The organism is Streptomyces triticisoli (genome assembly GCF_003270085.1).
GTDB classification, from domain to species: Bacteria; Actinomycetota; Actinomycetes; order Streptomycetales; family Streptomycetaceae; genus Streptomyces; species Streptomyces triticisoli.
In genome coordinates this window covers 1-18,317 of record NZ_QFDQ01000087.1, presented here as the reverse complement: position 1 = coordinate 18,317, position 18,317 = coordinate 1, and the positions used below count along the sequence as shown (strand labels likewise).

At 73.2% G+C, this 18,317-nt stretch carries 15 protein-coding genes; 5 read left to right on the top strand and 10 right to left on the bottom strand.

Annotated elements, in window-relative coordinates; genetic code table 11:
* Window positions 1-222: 222 nt before the first annotated feature.
* Together DEP02_RS15305 and DEP02_RS15300 are read right to left on the bottom strand one after the other, a co-directional pair.
* Window positions 223-726 (bottom strand): DUF3017 domain-containing protein, encoded by a 504-nt coding sequence (locus DEP02_RS15305; RefSeq protein WP_112467878.1) that lies wholly within the window; start codon window positions 724-726, stop codon window positions 223-225.
* Window positions 716-1,570: a bifunctional methylenetetrahydrofolate dehydrogenase/methenyltetrahydrofolate cyclohydrolase gene (locus tag DEP02_RS15300; protein ID WP_112467877.1), complete on the bottom strand. Its 855-nt coding sequence runs from the start codon at window positions 1,568-1,570 to the stop codon at window positions 716-718. Before DEP02_RS15300 ends, DEP02_RS15305 begins: the two co-directional genes overlap by 11 nt.
* 286 nt (window positions 1,571-1,856) lie before the next feature.
* On the opposite strand from DEP02_RS15300, the gene DEP02_RS15295 reads away from it, so the two are divergent.
* The gene (locus tag DEP02_RS15295) at window positions 1,857-2,444 is read left to right on the top strand and encodes a hypothetical protein (RefSeq protein ID WP_112467876.1); all 588 of its coding nucleotides are present in this window, start codon (window positions 1,857-1,859) and stop codon (window positions 2,442-2,444) included.
* Between the two features lie 225 nt (window positions 2,445-2,669).
* Here the strand turns inward: DEP02_RS15295 and purH are convergent, their stop codons facing one another.
* Entirely contained in the window at window positions 2,670-4,235 is a 1,566-nt protein-coding gene (purH, locus tag DEP02_RS15290) for a bifunctional phosphoribosylaminoimidazolecarboxamide formyltransferase/IMP cyclohydrolase (RefSeq protein ID WP_112467875.1), read from the bottom strand.
* Complete coding sequence (purN, locus tag DEP02_RS15285) at window positions 4,232-4,861, bottom strand: phosphoribosylglycinamide formyltransferase (RefSeq protein ID WP_112467874.1); 630 nt, start codon at window positions 4,859-4,861, stop codon at window positions 4,232-4,234. The genes purH and purN overlap by 4 nt, the downstream gene beginning before the upstream one ends.
* Window positions 4,862-5,174: 313 nt before the next feature.
* On the opposite strand from purN, the gene DEP02_RS15280 reads away from it, so the two are divergent.
* Complete coding sequence (locus DEP02_RS15280; RefSeq protein WP_112467873.1) at window positions 5,175-5,981, top strand: hypothetical protein; 807 nt, start codon at window positions 5,175-5,177, stop codon at window positions 5,979-5,981.
* Window positions 5,982-6,015: 34 nt separating this feature from the next.
* Here DEP02_RS15280 and DEP02_RS15275 read toward each other — a convergent pair whose 3' ends face one another.
* Entirely contained in the window at window positions 6,016-7,845 is a 1,830-nt protein-coding gene (locus DEP02_RS15275; RefSeq protein ID WP_232839130.1) for a cell division protein PerM, read from the bottom strand.
* A gap of 105 nt (window positions 7,846-7,950) precedes the next feature.
* Between DEP02_RS15275 and DEP02_RS15270 the strand changes: the two genes are divergently transcribed.
* Window positions 7,951-8,874 (top strand): RNA polymerase sigma factor, encoded by a 924-nt coding sequence (locus tag DEP02_RS15270; protein ID WP_232839129.1) that lies wholly within the window; start codon window positions 7,951-7,953, stop codon window positions 8,872-8,874.
* Window positions 8,875-8,974: 100 nt separating this feature from the next.
* On the opposite strand, the gene sucD is transcribed toward DEP02_RS15270, so the two are convergent.
* From sucD to DEP02_RS15245, 5 genes are all read right to left on the bottom strand, one after another.
* Window positions 8,975-9,859: a succinate--CoA ligase subunit alpha gene (gene sucD, locus DEP02_RS15265; protein ID WP_112467871.1), complete on the bottom strand. Its 885-nt coding sequence runs from the start codon at window positions 9,857-9,859 to the stop codon at window positions 8,975-8,977.
* A gap of 21 nt (window positions 9,860-9,880) precedes the next feature.
* Window positions 9,881-11,062 carry an ADP-forming succinate--CoA ligase subunit beta gene (gene sucC / locus DEP02_RS15260; RefSeq protein ID WP_112467870.1) on the bottom strand — a complete coding sequence of 394 codons (1,182 nt, stop codon included), beginning with the start codon at window positions 11,060-11,062 and terminating at the stop codon, window positions 9,881-9,883.
* A gap of 412 nt (window positions 11,063-11,474) precedes the next feature.
* Window positions 11,475-12,650, bottom strand: coding sequence for a VWA domain-containing protein (locus DEP02_RS15255; protein WP_112467869.1), 1,176 nt, complete (start codon window positions 12,648-12,650; stop codon window positions 11,475-11,477).
* Complete coding sequence (locus tag DEP02_RS15250) at window positions 12,647-15,064, bottom strand: DUF5682 family protein (RefSeq protein WP_232839128.1); 2,418 nt, start codon at window positions 15,062-15,064, stop codon at window positions 12,647-12,649. The genes DEP02_RS15255 and DEP02_RS15250 overlap by 4 nt, the downstream gene beginning before the upstream one ends.
* A gap of 120 nt (window positions 15,065-15,184) precedes the next feature.
* Window positions 15,185-16,336, bottom strand: a complete 1,152-nt coding sequence (locus tag DEP02_RS15245; RefSeq protein ID WP_112467868.1) for an ATP-binding protein — start codon at window positions 16,334-16,336, stop codon at window positions 15,185-15,187.
* A gap of 133 nt (window positions 16,337-16,469) precedes the next feature.
* Between DEP02_RS15245 and DEP02_RS15240 the strand changes: the two genes are divergently transcribed.
* Together DEP02_RS15240 and DEP02_RS15235 are read left to right on the top strand one after the other, a co-directional pair.
* Window positions 16,470-17,846: an SWIM zinc finger family protein gene (locus tag DEP02_RS15240; RefSeq protein WP_112467867.1), complete on the top strand. Its 1,377-nt coding sequence runs from the start codon at window positions 16,470-16,472 to the stop codon at window positions 17,844-17,846.
* Between the two features lie 255 nt (window positions 17,847-18,101).
* Window positions 18,102-18,317: DUF5691 domain-containing protein (locus DEP02_RS15235; protein WP_500299329.1), on the top strand; the 216-nt coding region annotated here is incomplete at its 3' end.

The following is an 18,317-nucleotide window of genomic DNA, read 5'->3' as shown; positions in this document are numbered from 1 at the left end:
GGATCTCAGGTCGCGCGGTGGCGGCGCACGGGAGCGTTCAGGCCTCGTACGGGCCCTGTGGCAGAGCGCGGACACCGTAGCGGAACGGTCACCTCCGTGCCACGACGCGCGGACAGGCATTGAACAGCCCGTTCACGGTGCAGGAGGGTGGGGCGCGGCGGCGGCCCGTCCTGGCTCGGGGGAGGGGATGGGCCGCCGTCACGGCACGGACATGACGCTTCGTCAGCTGTTGCGGACGGTGAAGTGCAGCACGTCGTCCAGGAACGGGATCTCCAGCCACGGCTTCGGCTGGGCCATCAGCGCCAGCAGGACGATGGCGCCGCCCAGCACACCGTAGGTGACGATGTCGGTGAAGCGGGAGCGGACGGCGAGCATGCCGACGCGGGGCAGGAACCAGCGCAGCGCGCCTCCGCCGAGCAGGGCGACGCCGACCAGCAGCAGGCCGACCCGGAAGGCGTCGAAGGCGGTCACCAGCAGCCCCAGCCCGACCACGGACAGCACGGCCAGCATCGGCCACTGCCGGGCGGGCGCCGGGGCGTCACCGGGCGCGGCCCGGCCGCCGCCCTCCGGGCGCGCGGTGTCTCTTGTGAACAGCGGGAAGCGGCGCGTGGCCCGGCGCGGCCTGCCCTCGGCGTCCGGGGCGCTGACCGGGTCCCGTACCTCGATCTCCGGCTCCGGCTTCGCGGAAGCGGACTCCCGCCCGGTGCTCTTCGCCTCAGCCGACACTGCGCTCCGCCGCCTCGACCACGTTGACCAGCAGCTGGGCCCGGGTCATCGGGCCGACGCCGCCGGGGTTCGGGGACAGCCAGCCGGCCACCCCGGCGACGTCCGGGTGGACATCGCCGACGATCCTGCCCTCGGCGTTGCGGGAGACGCCGACGTCGAGGACGGCCGCGCCGGGCTTGACGTCCTCGGCGCGGATCAGGTGTGGGGAGCCGGCCGCGGCGACGATGATGTCGGCGCGGCGCAGGTGGGCGGACAGGTCGCGGGTACCGGTGTGGCACTGGGTGACCGTGGCGTTCTCGCTGCGCCGGGTGAGCAGCAGCGGCATCGGGCGGCCGATGGTCACACCGCGGCCGACGACCACGACCTCGGCGCCCTTGATCTCCACGCCGTGGCGGCGCAGCAGCGTCAGCACGCCGTTGGGGGTGCAGGGCAGCGGGGCGGGCTCGTTGAGGACGAGCCGGCCGAGGTTCATCGGGTGCAGGCCGTCGGCGTCCTTGTCCGGGTCCATCAGCTCCAGGACGCGGTTCTCGTCGATGCCCCTGGGCAGGGGCAGCTGGACGATGTAGCCGGTGCAGGAGGGGTCCTCGTTCAGCTCCCGGACGACCGCCTCGACCTCGTCCTGGGTGGCGGTGGCCGGCAGCTCGCGCTGGATGGAGGCGATGCCGACCTCGGCGCAGTCGCGGTGCTTGCCGGCGACGTACTTGCGGCTGCCCGGGTCGTCACCGACCAGGATCGTGCCGAGTCCGGGCGTGACGCCCTTCTCCCTCAGCGCCGCCACGCGGACGGTCAGATCGGACTTGATCGCGGCTGCGGTGGCCTTGCCATCGAGAATCTGGGCGGTCATGTTCCCATCCTCGCGGATGACCGGCACGCGGTTCCAATCCGGGTGACCCGTGGATCCGATCCGGGTGACCCGTGGACCTTCTCCCGCCGGCGCCCGTGATCGGTGATGTTGCACTTGCACAACACCCGTGCAATCCGTCTGGACAAGCAAGTCGCTCGTGAAGAACGATGAACAGCACAGTGCCGCGGGCAGCTCATCGGGGGGACACACCGCATTTCTGTAGAAATCGCCTCCGTATGGTGCCGCGCGTCGTCCCCGCACCGGAACAACGGAGGAAGCGAACGCCATGAGTTACGGCGACCCGAACAACCCCTACGGCGCGCCGCAGCAGCCGTCCCAGCCCGGCTACGGCGCCCCCCAGGGCCAGGCCCCCGGCTACGGCTACCCGCAGGCCCCGCCCGTGCAGCAGCCGTACGGCGCCCCGGTGCCGCAGACGATGCCGGGCACCGTGAAGGCGGCTCGCGTGATGCTGTTCATCCTGGGCGGCTTCCAGGCGCTGGGCGGCCTGCTGATGATGGTGGCGAGCGCCTGGTTCGCCGACAAGATCCAGGAGGCCGTCGAGGCCGACAGCAGCGTCTCCGCCGCGGACGCGGACAAGGTGGCCAGCATCGGCGCGGGCGTCATGATCGTCGTGGGCGTCATCGTGCTCGCGTTCGCCTTCTGGGCGATCTTCACCGCCGTGAAGTTCACCACCGGGCGCGGCGGCGCGCGCGTCTCCGCGATCGTGTACAGCTCGGTGATAATCCTGTTCAGCGTGATCAACCTGTTGGGCGCCAACGTCTTCGCCCTGATCAGCCTTGTCCTGGGCATCCTGATCATCGTCTTCTGCGCCAACAAGGCCGGCGGCGCCTGGTTCAACCGCCCCAGCTACTGAACAGTCCGCGCCATTCACCCCAAGGGCCGTGTCCCCCGGAAGAAGGAGGGACACGGCCCTTGGCGCGTCACCCCGGTCCGGACTCCGCGGCCGGCTGGAGGAGCGGCGACGGCATCGCCCCGGAGACCGGCCCGCTGCCCTCCCGCCGAGACCGCCCGGCACGACCGCGGCCTCCGGCTCCCTCGCAGGAGAGCCGGAGGCCGCGGTCGCGTACGGGTGCCGGGATCAGTGGAAGAAGTGGCGCGTGCCCGTGAAGTACATCGTCACACCCGCCTTCTTGGCGGCTTCGACGACCTGCTCGTCACGGATCGAGCCGCCCGGCTGGACGATCGCCTTCACGCCCGCCGCGATCAGGATCTCGGGGCCGTCGGGGAAGGGGAAGAACGCGTCGGAGGCCGCGTAGGAACCGCGGGCCCGCTCCTCGCCGGCCCGCTCGACCGCCAGCTTGCAGGAGTCGACACGGTTGACCTGGCCCATGCCGACGCCGACCGAGGCGCCGTCCTTGGCGAGCAGGATCGCGTTGGACTTCACCGCGCGGCAGGCCTTCCAGGCGAAGGCCAGCTGCGCGAGCCCGTCGGCGTCGAGCGCCTCGCCGCTGGCCAGGGTCCAGTTGGCCGGGTCGTCGCCGTCGGCCTGGAGCCGGTCGGTGACCTGGAGCAGCGCGCCACCGTCGACGGCCTTGACCTCGACGGGGTTCGCCGGGCCGTTCGGGGCCTTGAGGACGCGGATGTTCTTCTTCTTGGTCAGGGCCTCCAGGGCCCCCTCCTCGTAGCCGGGCGCGACGACGACCTCGGTGAAGATCTCGGCGACCTGCTCGGCCATCTCCTTGCTGACCGGCCGGTTCACGGCGATCACACCGCCGAAGGCGGACAGCGGGTCGCAGGCGTGCGCCTTGCGGTGCGCCTCGGCGACGTCCGCGCCGATCGCGATGCCGCACGGGTTGGCGTGCTTGACGATCGCCACGCACGGCTCGTCGTGGTCGTACGCGGCACGGCGGGCGGCGTCCGTGTCCGTGTAGTTGTTGTACGACATCTCCTTGCCGTGCAGCTGCTCGGCCTGCGCGAGACCGGCGCCGCCGGCGTCGAGGTAGAGCGCGGCCGGCTGGTGCGGGTTCTCGCCGTAGCGCAGGGTGTGCGCGCGCTCCCAGGTGGCGCCGAGGAAGTCGGGGAACCGGGAGTCGTCGACCGGCGCGTAGGACGAGGCGAACCAGGAGGCGACGGCCACGTCGTAGGCGGCCGTGTGCTGGAAGGCCTCGGCGGCCAGGCGCTTGCGGGTGGCGAGGTCGAAGCCGTCGGAGGTGACCGCGGCGAGGACGTCGGCGTACCGCTCCGGGCTGGTGACGACCGCGACCGACGGGTGGTTCTTGGCGGCGGCGCGGACCATGGAGGGGCCGCCGATGTCGATCTGCTCGACGCACTCGTCGGGCGAGGCGCCGGAGGCGACGGTCTCCCGGAACGGGTAGAGGTTGACGACGACCAGGTCGAACGGCTCGACGCCGAGCTCGGCCAGCTGCCGCTGGTGCGCCTCCAGGCGCAGGTCGGCGAGGATGCCGGCGTGGACCTTGGGGTGCAGGGTCTTGACCCGGCCGTCCAGGCACTCGGGGAAGCCGGTGAGCTCCTCGACCTTGGTGACGGGCACGCCGGCCGCGGCGATCCGCCCGGCGGTGGAGCCGGTGGAGACGAGTTCGACGCCGGCCTCGTGCAGCCCGCGCGCGAGCTCCTCCAGGCCGGTCTTGTCGTAGACGCTGACGAGCGCGCGCCGGATGGGCCGCTTGTTGCTCTCGGCGGTCACTGGATAACTACCTTTCGTCCCTCGATGCGATAGCCGTTGCGGGCGAGCCGCCCCACGACCTCGACGAGCAGCCTTCGCTCGACTTCCTTGATGCGCTCGTGCAGCGCGCTCTCGTCGTCCTCGTCCCGGACCTCGACCACCCCCTGGGCGATGATCGGACCGGTGTCGACGCCGTCGTCGACGAAGTGGACGGTGCAGCCGGTGACCCTGGCGCCGTACGCGAGCGCGTCCCGCACGCCGTGGGCTCCCGGAAAGCTGGGCAGCAGGGCGGGGTGCGTGTTGACGAACCGCCCGCCGAAGCGCGCGAGGAACTCCTTCCCCACGATCTTCATGAACCCGGCGGAGACGACAAGGTCGGGCTCGTACGCGGCGACGGCCTCGGCGAGCGCCGCGTCCCACTCCTCGCGCGTGCCGTAGTCCTTGACCTTCCGCACGAAGGTCGGCAGCCCGGCGCGCTCGGCGCGCGCCAGCCCCTCGATGCCGTCGCGGTCGGCGCCCACGGCGACGACCGCGGCGCCGTACGCCTCGGCTCCCGTCCCGGCGATCGCGTCGAGAAGCGCCTGCAGATTGGTTCCGGATCCGGAGACCAGCACGACGAGGCGCTTGGCCACGGGCTTGGCGGCCACGGTGGGGCCCTTTCTCGGGGAAGCTGTTTTGTATGGTCGTACGAACGCTTCGCGCCCCCGGATACGGGGAAGCCTACGAAGCGGCCGACCGTCAGCAACGATACCGGCACAGCCGACCGGCCCCCATGGGACGGGGGCGTGGCCGGAAGGTAGCGTCAGGGGGGAGCTGGTACGGGAACGCACCGCCTGCACCGTGCGTTCACGGAATGACGGACCCGTGTCCCGGGGCGCGCAGCGCTTTCCGGGACGTACCGGACGATGTACCGGACGTGCCAGATCAGTCGTGACTCACCAAGGGGAAGACGCTCACTTGATGCCCGACCGCAGCCTGCGACTCCTCACGCTCCCTCCGCAGTCGGCGCAGGGAGGGCAGCGCGGTGCCGTGCTGCTGAGGGAGCGCCCGTCCTCGCCGCCGGACGCCTCCTCGGACGGGCGGGGCAACGGCACGGGCGGCGCGGCCCCGGACGACAACCCCTTCGCTCCGCCTCCGGAGGGCACCCCCGACCGGCCGTGGCAGCCCCGGCGCCCGTCCGACGGGGACTCCTCCGGTGGGGATTCCTCCAACGGCGGCGGCTCCGACGGTTCGGGGCAGGGCGGCGGCCGGTCCCCGTGGGGCAGCCAGTGGAGTGACCGCCAGCCGGGCCGCTCCTCCGGCGGCTTCGGCGAGCGCCCGCAGCGACCCAGCGGCCCGGAGGGCCCGGGCGGCGGCCCCGGCTCCGGTATGCGCTGGGATCCCACGGACCCCGTCCAGCGCCGCGCGCGGTACGCGCTGCTGTCCGGCATGTGGGCCTTCTTCTTCGCGCTGTTCAGCTGGACGTACGTGGCCCTGCTGCTCGGTGCGCTGGCCCTGTACTGGGGCATCAGCTCCCTGCGCGCCAAACCTCGCGGGCACGATCCCAACACGCCGGCGCCCACGGGCCGCCCCCAGGTGACGGCCGCGATCAGCGGTCTGGTCACCGCTTCGCTGGCGATTGTCGTGGTCGCCGTGCTCTTCGCCGCGCAGCTGGTCTACCGGGACTACTACACGTGCGTGCACGACTCCCTCACCAACCAGGCCAAACAGTCCTGCGCCCAGCATCTTCCCCCTGAACTGCGGAAGGTTCTGGGGAACAACGGCTGACGGGGCGCCGGACTCGGGGGGTCCTGAGCGGGGGTCACTGTTCGGCGGGCGGGTCTGCCGGGCCGTCGCCCTCGGGGGGTGGCGGGGGCTGCACCGGCTCCGTGATGCCGTCCGCCTTCGCGTCGCCCGTCTTCGCCGCCTTCGCGTCGCCCGTCTTCGTCTCCTCCGGGTCTGCGGTTTTCTCCTGGTCGGCGGCTTCCTCCTGGGCGGCGGCCTCTTCCGGCTTCACGGTTTCCTCCGGCTCCGTGGCTCCCTTCGCCGCCTCCTTCAGCGCGGCCCAGCGGGCGCGGCGGGCGCTGTCGTCGTCCTGCCAGGAGTCGGCGGGTCCGGGCGGCAGCGGGTCGAGGGGCAGTACGTCGTACGGCTCGAGGGCGGCACCGTAGCCACCGGGCACCGGTGCGGGCCGCGGAGGCGGGGGCGCCGCGGCCCTCGGCCGAAGGAACGGGCCCCGTCGGCGTACGCGTCCGTCGGTGGCCGAAGGCTCCGGGACCGTGGGGGCTCCGCCCGCCCGGGGTTTGCCGATCGTCCGCCGGGTTCCGTCACCCGCCGGCATCCGGCCCCCGCGGCAGCGCCACGCCCGCAGCACCGTCGCCGTCGGCACGGCCACCATCGCCGTCCACAGCAGCGCGGCCCCGCCCACCTGCCACCCCACCGGTCCGAACCGGGCGAGCGCGGCACCGCCGAGCGGGCCGCCCGCCAGGGCCGCGAACGCCCCGAGCGCGGCCGCGCACACCAGGCACGCCAGTCCGGCCCCGGCCACGGTCCGCCGCCACGACCACGCCCGCACCCCCGCGCTTCCTCCCCGGGCGTCCCAGCTCTCCCGCACCGCCGCTCCCGCCACGAACCAGCCCATCGTCAGTCCGGCCGTCACCGGCACCGCCGCCGACGCCCAGGTGAGCGGGGTGCCGGGCCCCGCGTCCGGGACCGCGGCGAGCAGGGGGAAGGGCGGTAGTAGCGGGGCCGGGGAGGAGGAGAGCGGGCCGACGACGTGACCGGAGCCGAGCAGGAAGCCGGGCCCGAGGCAGTACGCCACCGCCCACAGCACCGCGTTCGGCAGCAGCGCCAGGCACAGCAGCAGGACGGCGAACCGCCCCGACCAGCCCTCCGTCAGCGTCAGGAACGCCCCCTGGGCCGTCTCGCCGTGCCCCACCAGCGACACCCCGAGCACCAGCGCCCCGCCCCCCACGAAGACCACCACCCCGGCCCCCGCCGCCCGCGTCGCGGCGCCGAGGCGCGCACGGGGGCCGGGCCCGAGCAGCAGGCGCCGTACGCCGCCCGGCAGCAGGCGCAGCGCCCTGTCCAGGGGCGCACGAGGACAGCCGTACGCCGTCCACACGCCGGTGCCGGCCGCCGCCACGGCGAGCAGCGGTACGCACACCACCGCCCACGTCCACGAGGGACGCAGCGCACCGTCGGCCGCGTACGCGAGGGCACCGCCGCCGACGGTGAGGTAGCCGAGGACGACGCCCGCCCAGGCGGTGCGCGGCGGGAGGAGCGGGCCGCCGTCGCCCGTGTCGGTGGCGTCCCGCGCCGCCCGGTGCACCAGCAGCGCGGGCAGGGCGAACAGCAGCAGCGGGGTCACTCCGACGGGCGTGGGGACTCCGGTGAGCGTGTGGGTGCGGACCAGTTCGGCGCCGTGCGCCAACAGCCACAGCGCCGCGGCGACGTTCAGCGCGCCGCCGGGCCCGCTGTCGGGGTACGGCGAGCTGATCCACAGCGCGATGACCAGCACGGCGAACGAGCCGAGTCCCAGCCCCGCCGCCACCGCACCGCCCACGAAACCGGTCCCCAGGCCGGGTGAGCGGTCCCGTACCCGGGTGCGCAGGCGTGGCAGCGGCGGACGGTGACGGGTCGTCTGGATCACGGCTTCATGCTCCCAACGAACACCCGCTTTCCCTGCGCAACAGGCGAACCTCCGCTGTGTCGCTCAATATACTTTTATGTGCCTATTCACACGGAGGGACGCGCCGTGACGAACAGTCATGCGAATCTGCTGCCACTGCCCACGGGGGGCCGACACCCCGGCGCGATCGTCTCCCTGACGTCCGGTCAGCCTGTCGAGGAGGACGGCGACTCCCTGATGCCGACTCAGGCCTTCGACGCGCTCCACGCCTTCTGCGCCCCCGCCCTCGTACGGCAGGCCTACCTGCTCACCGGCCGGCACGAGCGGGCGCGCGCCGCCGTGGAAGAGGCCTTCCAACTGGCCTGGCAGCACTGGCCGGAGGTGGCCCGCGACCGGGACCCGGCCGGCTGGGTGCGGGCGGCGGCGTACGAGTGCGCGCTGTCCCCCTGGCACCGCTTCGTCCCGCGCAACCGCGTCCCCGACCCGCCCCTCGACCCCGCGGACCGCGCACTGCAGCAGGCTCTGCTGCGGCTGCCGCCGTCGTACCGCCGCACCCTGGTGCTCTACGACGGCGTCGGCCTCGACCTGCCGGAGACCGCGGCGGAGACCGAGGCGAGCACCCCCGCGGCGGCGAACCGGCTGATGCACGCCCGTGAGGCCGTCGCCGCGCGCCTGCCGGAACTGGCCGACCCGGCGGAACTGCACCGGCGTCTGGTCCGGCTGGGGGCCACGGAACGCCTCGGGGCGGCCGGGCCGACGGCCGTGCGGACGAACGGGGAGCGCCGCACCCGCTTCTGGACCCGGTCCGCCATCGCCTTCACGGTCACCGTCTTCGGCGCGACGGCGCTCACGCTGCGCACGGCCCCCACGCACTACCTGGCACCGGTGCCCCCCGGGCACGCGGTGCAGGGGGTGCCGCCGCAGGGTCTGCTCGGGCCCCTCTCGCCGGGGGCGTTCGAACTGCACGCCAAGCTGCACGCCGAGTTGCACTCCGAGCTGCGGAAGGAGCCGACGGCCGGCCCGGAACAGCTGGTACCGGAGGCCGGATAGTCCGGCGCCCGGTCCCGGACATGCCGGTGGGCCCCGTTCCCACGGGGGAACGGGGCCCACCACGCCTTCGTGTCGGAAAGCTCAGTCGGCGCGGCCGGCTTCAGCCGCCGAGAATGGCGCGCGCCAGCTTGGCCGTCTCGGTCGGGGTCTTGCCGACCTGGACGCCCGCGGCCTCCAGGGCCTCCTTCTTGGCCTGGGCGGTGCCGGAGGAGCCGGAGACGATGGCGCCGGCGTGGCCCATGGTCTTGCCCTCGGGCGCGGTGAAGCCCGCGACGTAGCCGACGACCGGCTTGGTCACGTTCTCCTTGATGAAGGCCGCGGCCCGCTCCTCGGCGTCGCCGCCGATCTCGCCGATCATGACGATCAGGTCGGTGTCGGGGTCGTCCTGGAACGCCTTGAGCGCGTCGATGTGCGTGGTACCGATGATCGGGTCGCCGCCGATGCCGACGCAGGTGGAGAAGCCGATGTCACGCAGCTCGTACATCATCTGGTACGTCAGCGTGCCGGACTTCGAGACCAGGCCGATACGGCCCGGCTTGGTGATGTCGGCCGGGATGATGCCGGCGTTGGACTGACCGGGGGTGATCAGGCCGGGGCAGTTCGGGCCGATGATGCGGGTCTTGTTGCCCTTCTTGCCGGCGTACGCCCAGAAGGCGGCCGTGTCGTGCACCGCGATGCCCTCGGTGATGACGACCGCGAGCGGGATCTCGGCGTCGATCGCCTCGACGACCGCGTCCTTGGTGAACTTCTCCGGGACGAAGATGACCGTGACGTCGGCGCCGGTCTTCTCGATGGCGTCCTTGACGGAGCCGAAGACCGGTACCTCGGTGCCGTCGAAGTCGACGCTCTGGCCCGCCTTGCGCGGGTTCACGCCGCCGACGACGTTCGTGCCGGAGGCCAGCATGCGGCGGGTGTGCTTCTGGCCCTCGGAGCCGGTCATGCCCTGGACGATGACCTTGGATTCCTTGGTGAGGAAGATAGCCATGGTGTTCTGTGACCTCGTCCCTTACTTCGCGGCAGCAGCCAGCTCGGCGGCCTTGTCGGCCGCGCCGTCCATCGTGTCCACCCGCTGGACGAGCGGGTGCTTGCGGTCGTCGAGGATCTTGCGGCCCAGCTCGGCGTTGTTGCCGTCGAGGCGCACGACGAGCGGCTTGGTGACCTCTTCGCCCTTGGACTCGAGGAGCTCCAGGGCCTGCACGATGCCGTTGGCGACGGCGTCGCAGGCGGTGATGCCGCCGAAGACGTTGACGAAGACGGACTTGACGTCCGGGTCGCCGAGGATGATCTCGAGGCCGTTGGCCATGACCTCGGCGGAGGCGCCGCCGCCGATGTCGAGGAAGTTGGCCGGCTTGACGCCCTGGTGGGCCTCACCCGCGTAGGCGACGACGTCCAGGGTCGACATGACCAGGCCGGCGCCGTTGCCGATGATGCCGACCTCGCCGTCGAGCTTGACGTAGTTGAGGTTCTTCTCCTTGGCGGCCGCCTCGAGCGGGTTGGCGGCGGCCTTGTCGTGGAACTCCTCGAACTCGGGGTGACGGAACTCGGCGTTGTCGTCCAGGGACACCTTGCCGTCGAGGGCGATCACGTCACCGGAGGCGACCTTGGCGAGCGGGTTCACCTCGACCAGGAGGGCGTCCTCCTTGATGAACACCTCCCACAGCTTCACCAGGACGTCGGCGACCTTGTCGGCGACCTCGGCCGGGAACTTCGCCGCGGCGACGATCTCCTGGGCCTTGGCCCGGTCCACGCCGTCGATGGCGTCGACCGCGATCTGGGCGACGGCCTCGGGGCGGGTGGCCGCGACCTCCTCGATGTCCATGCCGCCCTCGACGGAGGCGATGGAGAGGAAGGTGCGGTTGGCACGGTCGAGGAGGAAGGAGACGTAGTACTCCTCGACGATCTCCGGAGCGGTCTCGGCGAGCATGACCTTGTGGACCGTGTGGCCCTTGATGTCCATGCCGAGGATGTCCGTCGCACGGGCGACGGCCTCGTCCGGGGTGGCGGCGAGCTTGACGCCACCGGCCTTGCCACGACCACCGACCTTCACCTGGGCCTTGACGACCGACTTGCCGCCCAGCCGCTCGGTGATCTCGCGCGCCGCCTCAGGCGTGTCGATGACTTCACCGGCCAGCACCGGTACACCGTGCTTGGCGAAGAGGTCCCTCGCCTGGTACTCGAACAGGTCCACGCGCTTCCGTCCCTATCCAGTGATCTCGCGGTTCGTTGAATGCGTGGGCGTGCCGCGAAGGGCAACGTGACGTCTGCTCTGGGTCACAGGGAAGGCGCACACGGTGTCCGAGCGCGCGGCATGTCCATCTCGCAGGTTATCCCCGCTTGCCGGAACCCCCTAAATCCGGGGTCACACATGAGCGGTGATACCTGTCACATGATGCCGCACTCCCTGGCACGGCGTGCCACGCGGGGGACCCGGGGCGGATGCCCCCGCCCCAACGGGAGCCGACCCGTCCGCCGCGGCGCCGACGCGGGTGCGGCGCATGCCGTGCGGCGGCACCAGTGGTGAGGCGGCGATCCTCGCACGGGGTTCCCGGGGTTGCGCAAGCCTCCTGTTACCGATGGGTAGGCATGTCCGTTTTTACGCGTCACACGGTGTCCGGCACCGGAAGCGGCCGTTTCTCGATCGCCGCCGCCATCACCTCCGGGAACAGGTCGGGTGTGCAGGCGAACGCCGGTGCCCCGAGCGCGGCGAGCGCGGCCGCGTGCTCACGGTCGTACGCGGGCGCCCCCTCGTCGGAGAGCGCGAGCAGTGTCACGAACTGCGCTCCGGACGCCTTCATCGCGGCGACCCGCCTGAGCATCTCGTTCCGTATGCCTCCCTCGTACAGGTCGCTGATCAGCACGACCACCGTCTCCGCGGGCCGGGTGATCCTCGACTGGCAGTACGCCAGCGCCCGGTTGATGTCCGTGCCGCCGCCGAGCCGGGTGCCGAAGAGCACGTCGACCGGGTCGTCGAGCTGGTCGGTGAGGTCGACGACCGCCGTGTCGAAGACGACCAGCCGGGTGCTGATGGACCGCATGGACGCCAGCACCGCCCCGAACACGGAGGCGTACACCACGGACGCCGCCATCGACCCGGACTGGTCGACGCAGAGGATGACCTCCTTCTTCACGGACTGCGACGCCCGGCCGTAGCCGATCAGCCGCTCGGGCACGACCGTCCGGTACTCCGGCAGGTAGTGCTTGAGGTTGGCCGCGATGGTGCGGTTCCAGTCGATGTCGTGGTGGCGCGGCCGGCTGACGCGCGCGCTGCGGTCGAGGGCGCCGGTGAGGGTGGCCCGGGTGCGGGTGGCCAGCCGCTTCTCCAGGTCCTCGACGACCTTGCGCACGACGGCCCGTGCCGTCTCCTTCGTCGTCTCCGGCATCGCCTTGTTGAGCGAGAGCAGGGTGCCGACGAGGTGGACGTCCGCCTCCACCGCTTCCAGCATCTCCGGCTCCAGCAGGAGTGTGGCCAGCCCGAGCCGGTCGATGGCGTCCCGCTGCATGACCTGGACGACGGACGAGGGGAAGTAGGTCCGTATGTCCCCGAGCCAGCGCGCCACCGAGGGCGCCGAGGCCCCCAGCCCGGCCGAACGGTCCCGTCCCGTCCGCGGCCTGTCCCCCTTGCCGTAGAGCGCGGCGAGCGCCCCGTCCATCGCCGCGTCCCGGCCCGACAGCGCGCATCCGGTGCCGTCGGCCGCATCGCCGCCCAGCACCAGTCGCCAGCGCCGCAGCCGCTCCTGCGCCGGGTCCGTCACGTCGTACCTCTCGCCCGCGCTCATCCCGCCACCCCCACCAGCTCGTCGCCCCCCTGCTTCCCGGGACCGGGGCCCGGGGCGGGGCTCGGTCCGGGGCCGGCCGGCCCCAGCAACAGCCGTACCACCGGCAGCACGGCGTCCGCCCGCTCCTGGTCGAGGTCCGCGGCGAAACCGGGCATACCGGCCCCCGTCCTCCCGGCCCCGCCACCGCCCCGCCCCGGACCACGCCGGACCAGCTCGCCGAGTGTCCTGCGCACCCCGGGCTCGTAGGCCGAGAAGGTGCGCCGCAGCAGCGGCAGTACGTCGGTGAACGCCTCCCCCGGCACGCCGGTCAGCCAGGTGTCGACCAGGCCCAGCAGCCGCTCGTCGTGCACGAGCAGCATCCCGCCCCCGCCGCCGACGAAGCCCTCGATCCACGCGGCCGCGTCGGCCGGCGGCGTACCCGGCGAGAGCGCGAGCCCCATGAGTCTCGCCGCCTGCTCCTGCTCGACCTCCCCGTCGTCGAGCAGGAGCCGCGCGGCACGCCCCCGCAGCACCCCGGGCACCGTGTCCCGCCCGGACAGCACCCGGAGCACACCGTGCCAGCGGGTGCGCAGGCCGTCGTGGACGGCCGCGGGGGTGTCGCCGAGCAGGGCGACGGCCCCGTGCACCGCGTCCACGTGGCGCCGCATCTCCTCGGCCGCGTCCGCGTCCAGTGCGGCGCAGGCCGGGGGCAGGCCGACGAAGATCCGCTCGGCCAGGCCCGCGGCCACTCCGGCCAGGGCCCCGGTGTCCGTGCCCCGCACGTCGCCGTAGCGCAGGGAGCGCACCAGGGCCGGCAGTGCCTGGGCGAGGTGCCCGACGTCCGCGTCGAGCGCCGCCCGGTCGGCGAGCACCCGCATCACCACGGGCAGCGCGTCGGGGAGTCCGGAGAGCAGACAGCGCTCGGCGAGCTCGGTGACCTCGGCGAGAGCCTGCGCGGCGACGGCGTCGGCCTCCACCTTGGCGGTCGCGGCGGCGAGCACGGTCGTCCCCCACACCCCGGCCTCGGCGACCCGCACCGACAGGTCCGGCTCCCAGCGCAGCCGCCAGGTCTCCCGGAACGTGCCCGTGCTGCCCCGCGAGGCGGCCGGCTCCCCCCAGCCGATGCCCAGCAGCCGCAGCCGGTGCAGCAGCCTGCTGCGCCCGGCGTCGGTCTCCTCGCGCAGGTCGAGCTCCAGTTCCCGCTCCGGCGCCTCCGGCTTGAGCCGCAGCCGCCGCTGGATGCGGGTGAGGTCCCGCTGCAGCGGCACCGCGGGCGCCGTCCGCGGCACCTCTCCCAGGACGTCCCCGACCACCAGCCGGTCGCGCACCAGCTCCAGCGGCACGTCGGAGCCGTCGCACATCACCGCGCGCACCGCGTCCGTCGTCTCGCTCAGGCCCGGCAGCGGGCGGCCGCGCATCGCGGCGAGCGTCCCCGCCAGCCGCACCGCCTCGATGACGTGCGCGGAGGACACGATCCGGTCCTCCTCCCGCAGCAGCCCCGCCACCCGGGTCAGCCACCGCTCCACGGGCCGGTCCGGCACGCCGAACAGGTGGGCGTACCAGCCCGGCGACTCGATGCCCGCGCCGTAGCCGCTCGCCCGGGAGAGCCGGCGGTGCGTCCACGGCACCCACGTCATGTCCGCCTTGACCTTGGGCAGCCCCTTCATCAGGGCCCGGTCGGCGGTCACGGCTTCCTTCCGCCGCAGCGCGGGCACGTGCCAGGCCCCGCACACCACCGCGACGGCGTCCCCGAACTCGCGCCGGGCGGAGCGCACCTGGAGCCGCATGTACGCCTCGCGCACGAGATCCCGGTCGTGGCCCCCGCCGCTGCCGTACGCCTCCCGCAGCGCGCCCATGGCCTCCTCCAGCGCCAGGAACGGGGCGAACACGTCCCCCTCCCCGGCGCCCCGGTGCTCGACGACGTCCTCCCACCAGCGCTCGGGATCGTCGTACCCTGCGGCTCCGGCGAGCGCTGCGAGCGGATCGACGCGCACATCGGCCTCGGGCGGGCGGCCCTCGGACGGGCGCTGCGCGGTCCCCTCCCCCGCGCAGCCGTCCCCGTCCGGCCGCTCCTTGTCCCACGCGAGCGTGTGCGTGGCCGGCAGGTCGATGAAGCGGGCCGGGACGTCGCGCTCCAGGGCCCAGCGGATGGCGACCCACTCGGGCGAGAACTCGGCCAGCGGCCAGAACGCCGAGTGGCCGGGCTCGTCCACGGCGTGGGCGAGGAGTGCGACGGGCGGCCGCATGTCCTCGTCGGCGGCGAGCGGGATCAGCGCGTCGGCCTCCGGCGGCCCCTCGATCAGCACCGCACGTGGCTGTGCCGCCTGCAGTGCGGCCCGCACCGCGCGTGCGGACCCGGGTCCGTGGTGCCGGACTCCGAGCAGCAGCGGCCCCGCGCCGGGCCACCGGCCCCCGGCCGGCTCAACTCCTGTCACACCGTCCACCTCGTCCCCCACGTCGTCCTCGCCCGCCCGTCCGGCTGGGCCCGTCGTCGGCGCGGGCTCCCGCCGTGCCGGCCGGCAGCCGTCCCATGCCGTTCGGCCGTCCGGTGCCGCTCACCCGCTCACCTCCCGGCAGGCCCGGTAGAAGTCCTTCCAGCCGTCGCGCTCACGGACCACGGTCTCGAGGTACTCCTGCCAGACGACACGGTCGGCCGCCGGGTCGCGGACGACGGCGCCGAGGATGCCGGCGGCCACGTCACCGGCGCGCAGCACGCCGTCACCGAAGTGGGCGGCCAGTGCCAGCCCGCCGGTGACCACCGAGATCGCCTCGGCCGTGGACAGGGTGCCGCTCGGCGACTTCAGCTTCGTACGGCCGTCGGTGGTGATCCCGTCGCGCAGCTCGCGGAAGACGGTCACGACACGGCGGATCTCGTCGGTGCCGTCCGGTACGGCCGGCAGATCCAGGGAGCGGCCGAGCTGGTCGACGCGGCGCGCGACGATGTCGACCTCGGCCTCGGGGCTTTCGGGCAGCGGCAGCACCACCGTGTTGAAGCGGCGGCGCAGGGCGCTGGACAGGTCGTTGACCCCGCGGTCGCGGTCGTTGGCGGTGGCGATCAGGTTGAAGCCGCGGACCGCCTGCACCTCCTCGCCCAGCTCCGGTATCGGCAGGGTCTTCTCCGACAGGATGGTGATCAGTGTGTCCTGCACGTCGGCCGGGATGCGGGTCAGCTCCTCGACACGGGCGGTCATGCCCCGCGTCATGGCCCGCATGACCGGGCTGGGTACGAGGGCGTCGCGGCTGGGGCCGTACGCCAGCAGCTGCGCGTAGTTCCAGCCGTAACGGATCGCCTCCTCCGGTGTGCCGGCCGTACCCTGCACCAGCAGCGTGGAGTCGCCGCTGACCGCGGCGGCCAGGTGCTCGGACACCCAGGTCTTCGCCGTGCCGGGCACGCCGAGCAGGAGCAGGGCGCGGTCGGTGGCGAGAGTGGTGACCGCGACCTCGACGATGCGGCGCGGTCCGACGTACTTCGGTGTGATCACCGTGCCGTCCGGCAGCGTGCCGCCGAGCAGGTAGGTCGCGACGGCCCACGGCGACAGCTTCCAGCGGGGCGGGCGCGGGCGGTCGTCGTGCGCGGCGAGCGCGGCCAGTTCGGCGGCGAAGGCGTTCTCGGCGTGCGGGCGCAGCGCCTCCGCTTCTTTCGCGTTCGCGGGCGCGGAGTGGCTGCGGCTCGGTTCGACGGATGTCGGTTCCACGGACACAGACATGGCTGAGGCCCCCTCCAGCTCGGCCGGTTCGGATCTGGCACCCACCGTGCACCACGGCACTGACAACACGTTCTGACCTGGGCAAACGCTCTCGCGAGGTCGATTGTCAGTGGCAGGACCTACCTTCGATGGCATGACTCAGCAGGGGGTGCGCTGGACCGCGGACCAGGTGCTGGCACTGGCGCCTGACGACACGTCACGCAAAGCGGGAAGCAAACTCGCAGCGGCCGGGCCGTGGTCCGAGGCGGGGAGTTCCGACGAGGGGACGGTGTGGGGACTGTGCAAGGGCAGCGGCAGCAGGCCGTATCGGACGGTCGTCGACATCGCGGACGCGGCCGGGCCGGCGTACAAGTGCAGCTGCCCGAGCCGCAAGTTCCCGTGCAAGCACGCGCTCGGTCTGCTGCTGCTGTGGGCGAGTGATGACGGTGCGGCCGGTGCGGTACCGCCCGGGCGGGCGCCGGACTGGGCCGAGCAGTGGGCGGCGGGCAGAAAGAAGCGGACGGCGGAGAAACGGGCGGCCGGGACGGCCGGATCCGCCTCCGGCTCCGCTGACCCCCGGGCGGCACGGCGCAGGGCGGAGCGACGGGCCGAGCGGATCACCACGGGAGCGACGGAGCTGGAGCAGCGCCTGGCCGACCTGCTGCGCGGCGGTCTGGCCACGGCCGAACAGGCGGGGTACGGGCTGTGGGAGGAGACGGCGGCCCGCATGGTCGACGCGCAGGCGCCCGGGCTGGCCGCGCGGGTGCGGGAGCTGGCGGCCATACCCTCGTCGGGGCCGGGCTGGCCGGTGCGGCTGCTGGAGGAGTGCGCGCTGCTGCACCTCCTGGACCAGGGCTGGCTGGGCCGCGAGCGGCTGCCCGAGGGACTGGCGGCGACGGTCCGTTCCCGTGTCGGCCTGCCCGCCTCCGCGGACGGGCCGGCGGTACGGGACCACTGGCTCGTCCTCGCCCAGTACGACACCGCGGACGCGAAGCTGACCACCCGCAGGATCTGGCTGTACGGCGCCGGCTCCGGCCGTACGGCGCTGCTGCTCTCCTACGGCGCCGCCGGCCGCGCACCGGAGCTCGCGCTGCCGGTGGGCCTGGCCCTGGACGCGGAGGTGTCCGCGTATCCGGGCGTGGGACAGCTCCGTGCGGCCCTGGGCGAGCGGTTCACTCCTCCGGCACCCACGCGCATACGCCCGCCCGGGGTGACCACGGCGCAGGCGGCCGCCTGCTACGGCGAGGCGCTGCGGGACGACCCGTGGCTGGAGTCGGTCCCGGTGACACTCGGGGAGGTCGTACCGGTCCCGGACGGTGAGTCCTGGCAGCTGGCCGACGCCGGCTGCGACTCCGCGCTGCCCCTCGCCCCCGCGGCCCGTACGCGTCCGGGCCTGTGGCGGCTGGTCGCCCTGTCGGGCGGCGCGCCCGTCACCGTCTTCGGCGAGTGCGGCCACCGGGGTTTCACCCCTCTGGCCGCCTGGCCGCGGGACGAGGGAAAGACCGAGGGAGAAATAGTGACGCTGTGCTGACCCTTCATACACCGTCCGCAACATTCGCCCCGACGGCGAACTCGAAGCGTCCGGCAAAGGAGTGACGTCCCGGCAAACGGCGGGGCCCCGCCGACGCAGCGGGAACCCTCACCCGAAAGGCGCAGAAGAGCGAGAGAATAACCCACCAACCCATCCTTTCTCTCCTGAACCAGGCATTTGTTCCACCCCACGGGAAACCCGGTGGGCAGTGACCCTCCCACCACTTCCAGGCACCCGACCACCGAAAGGAAGCTCATGATCAGGACCTCCGCTCCGGTGGAAGCGCCCGCCACGGGCGCCTGGGAGGAGTTGGTCACCACCGCCCTGCTCGGCACGGACCGGCGTACGCCTCCGGGCGGCGCGCCCGGCCGGACGGCCCCCGTGGCGCTGCTGGACGCGGCGGCCGTGCAGACCGTACGGCGACGGGCGGGACTGCGCCCCGCGCCGGCGGCCGAGCGCCCGGAGCCGGCC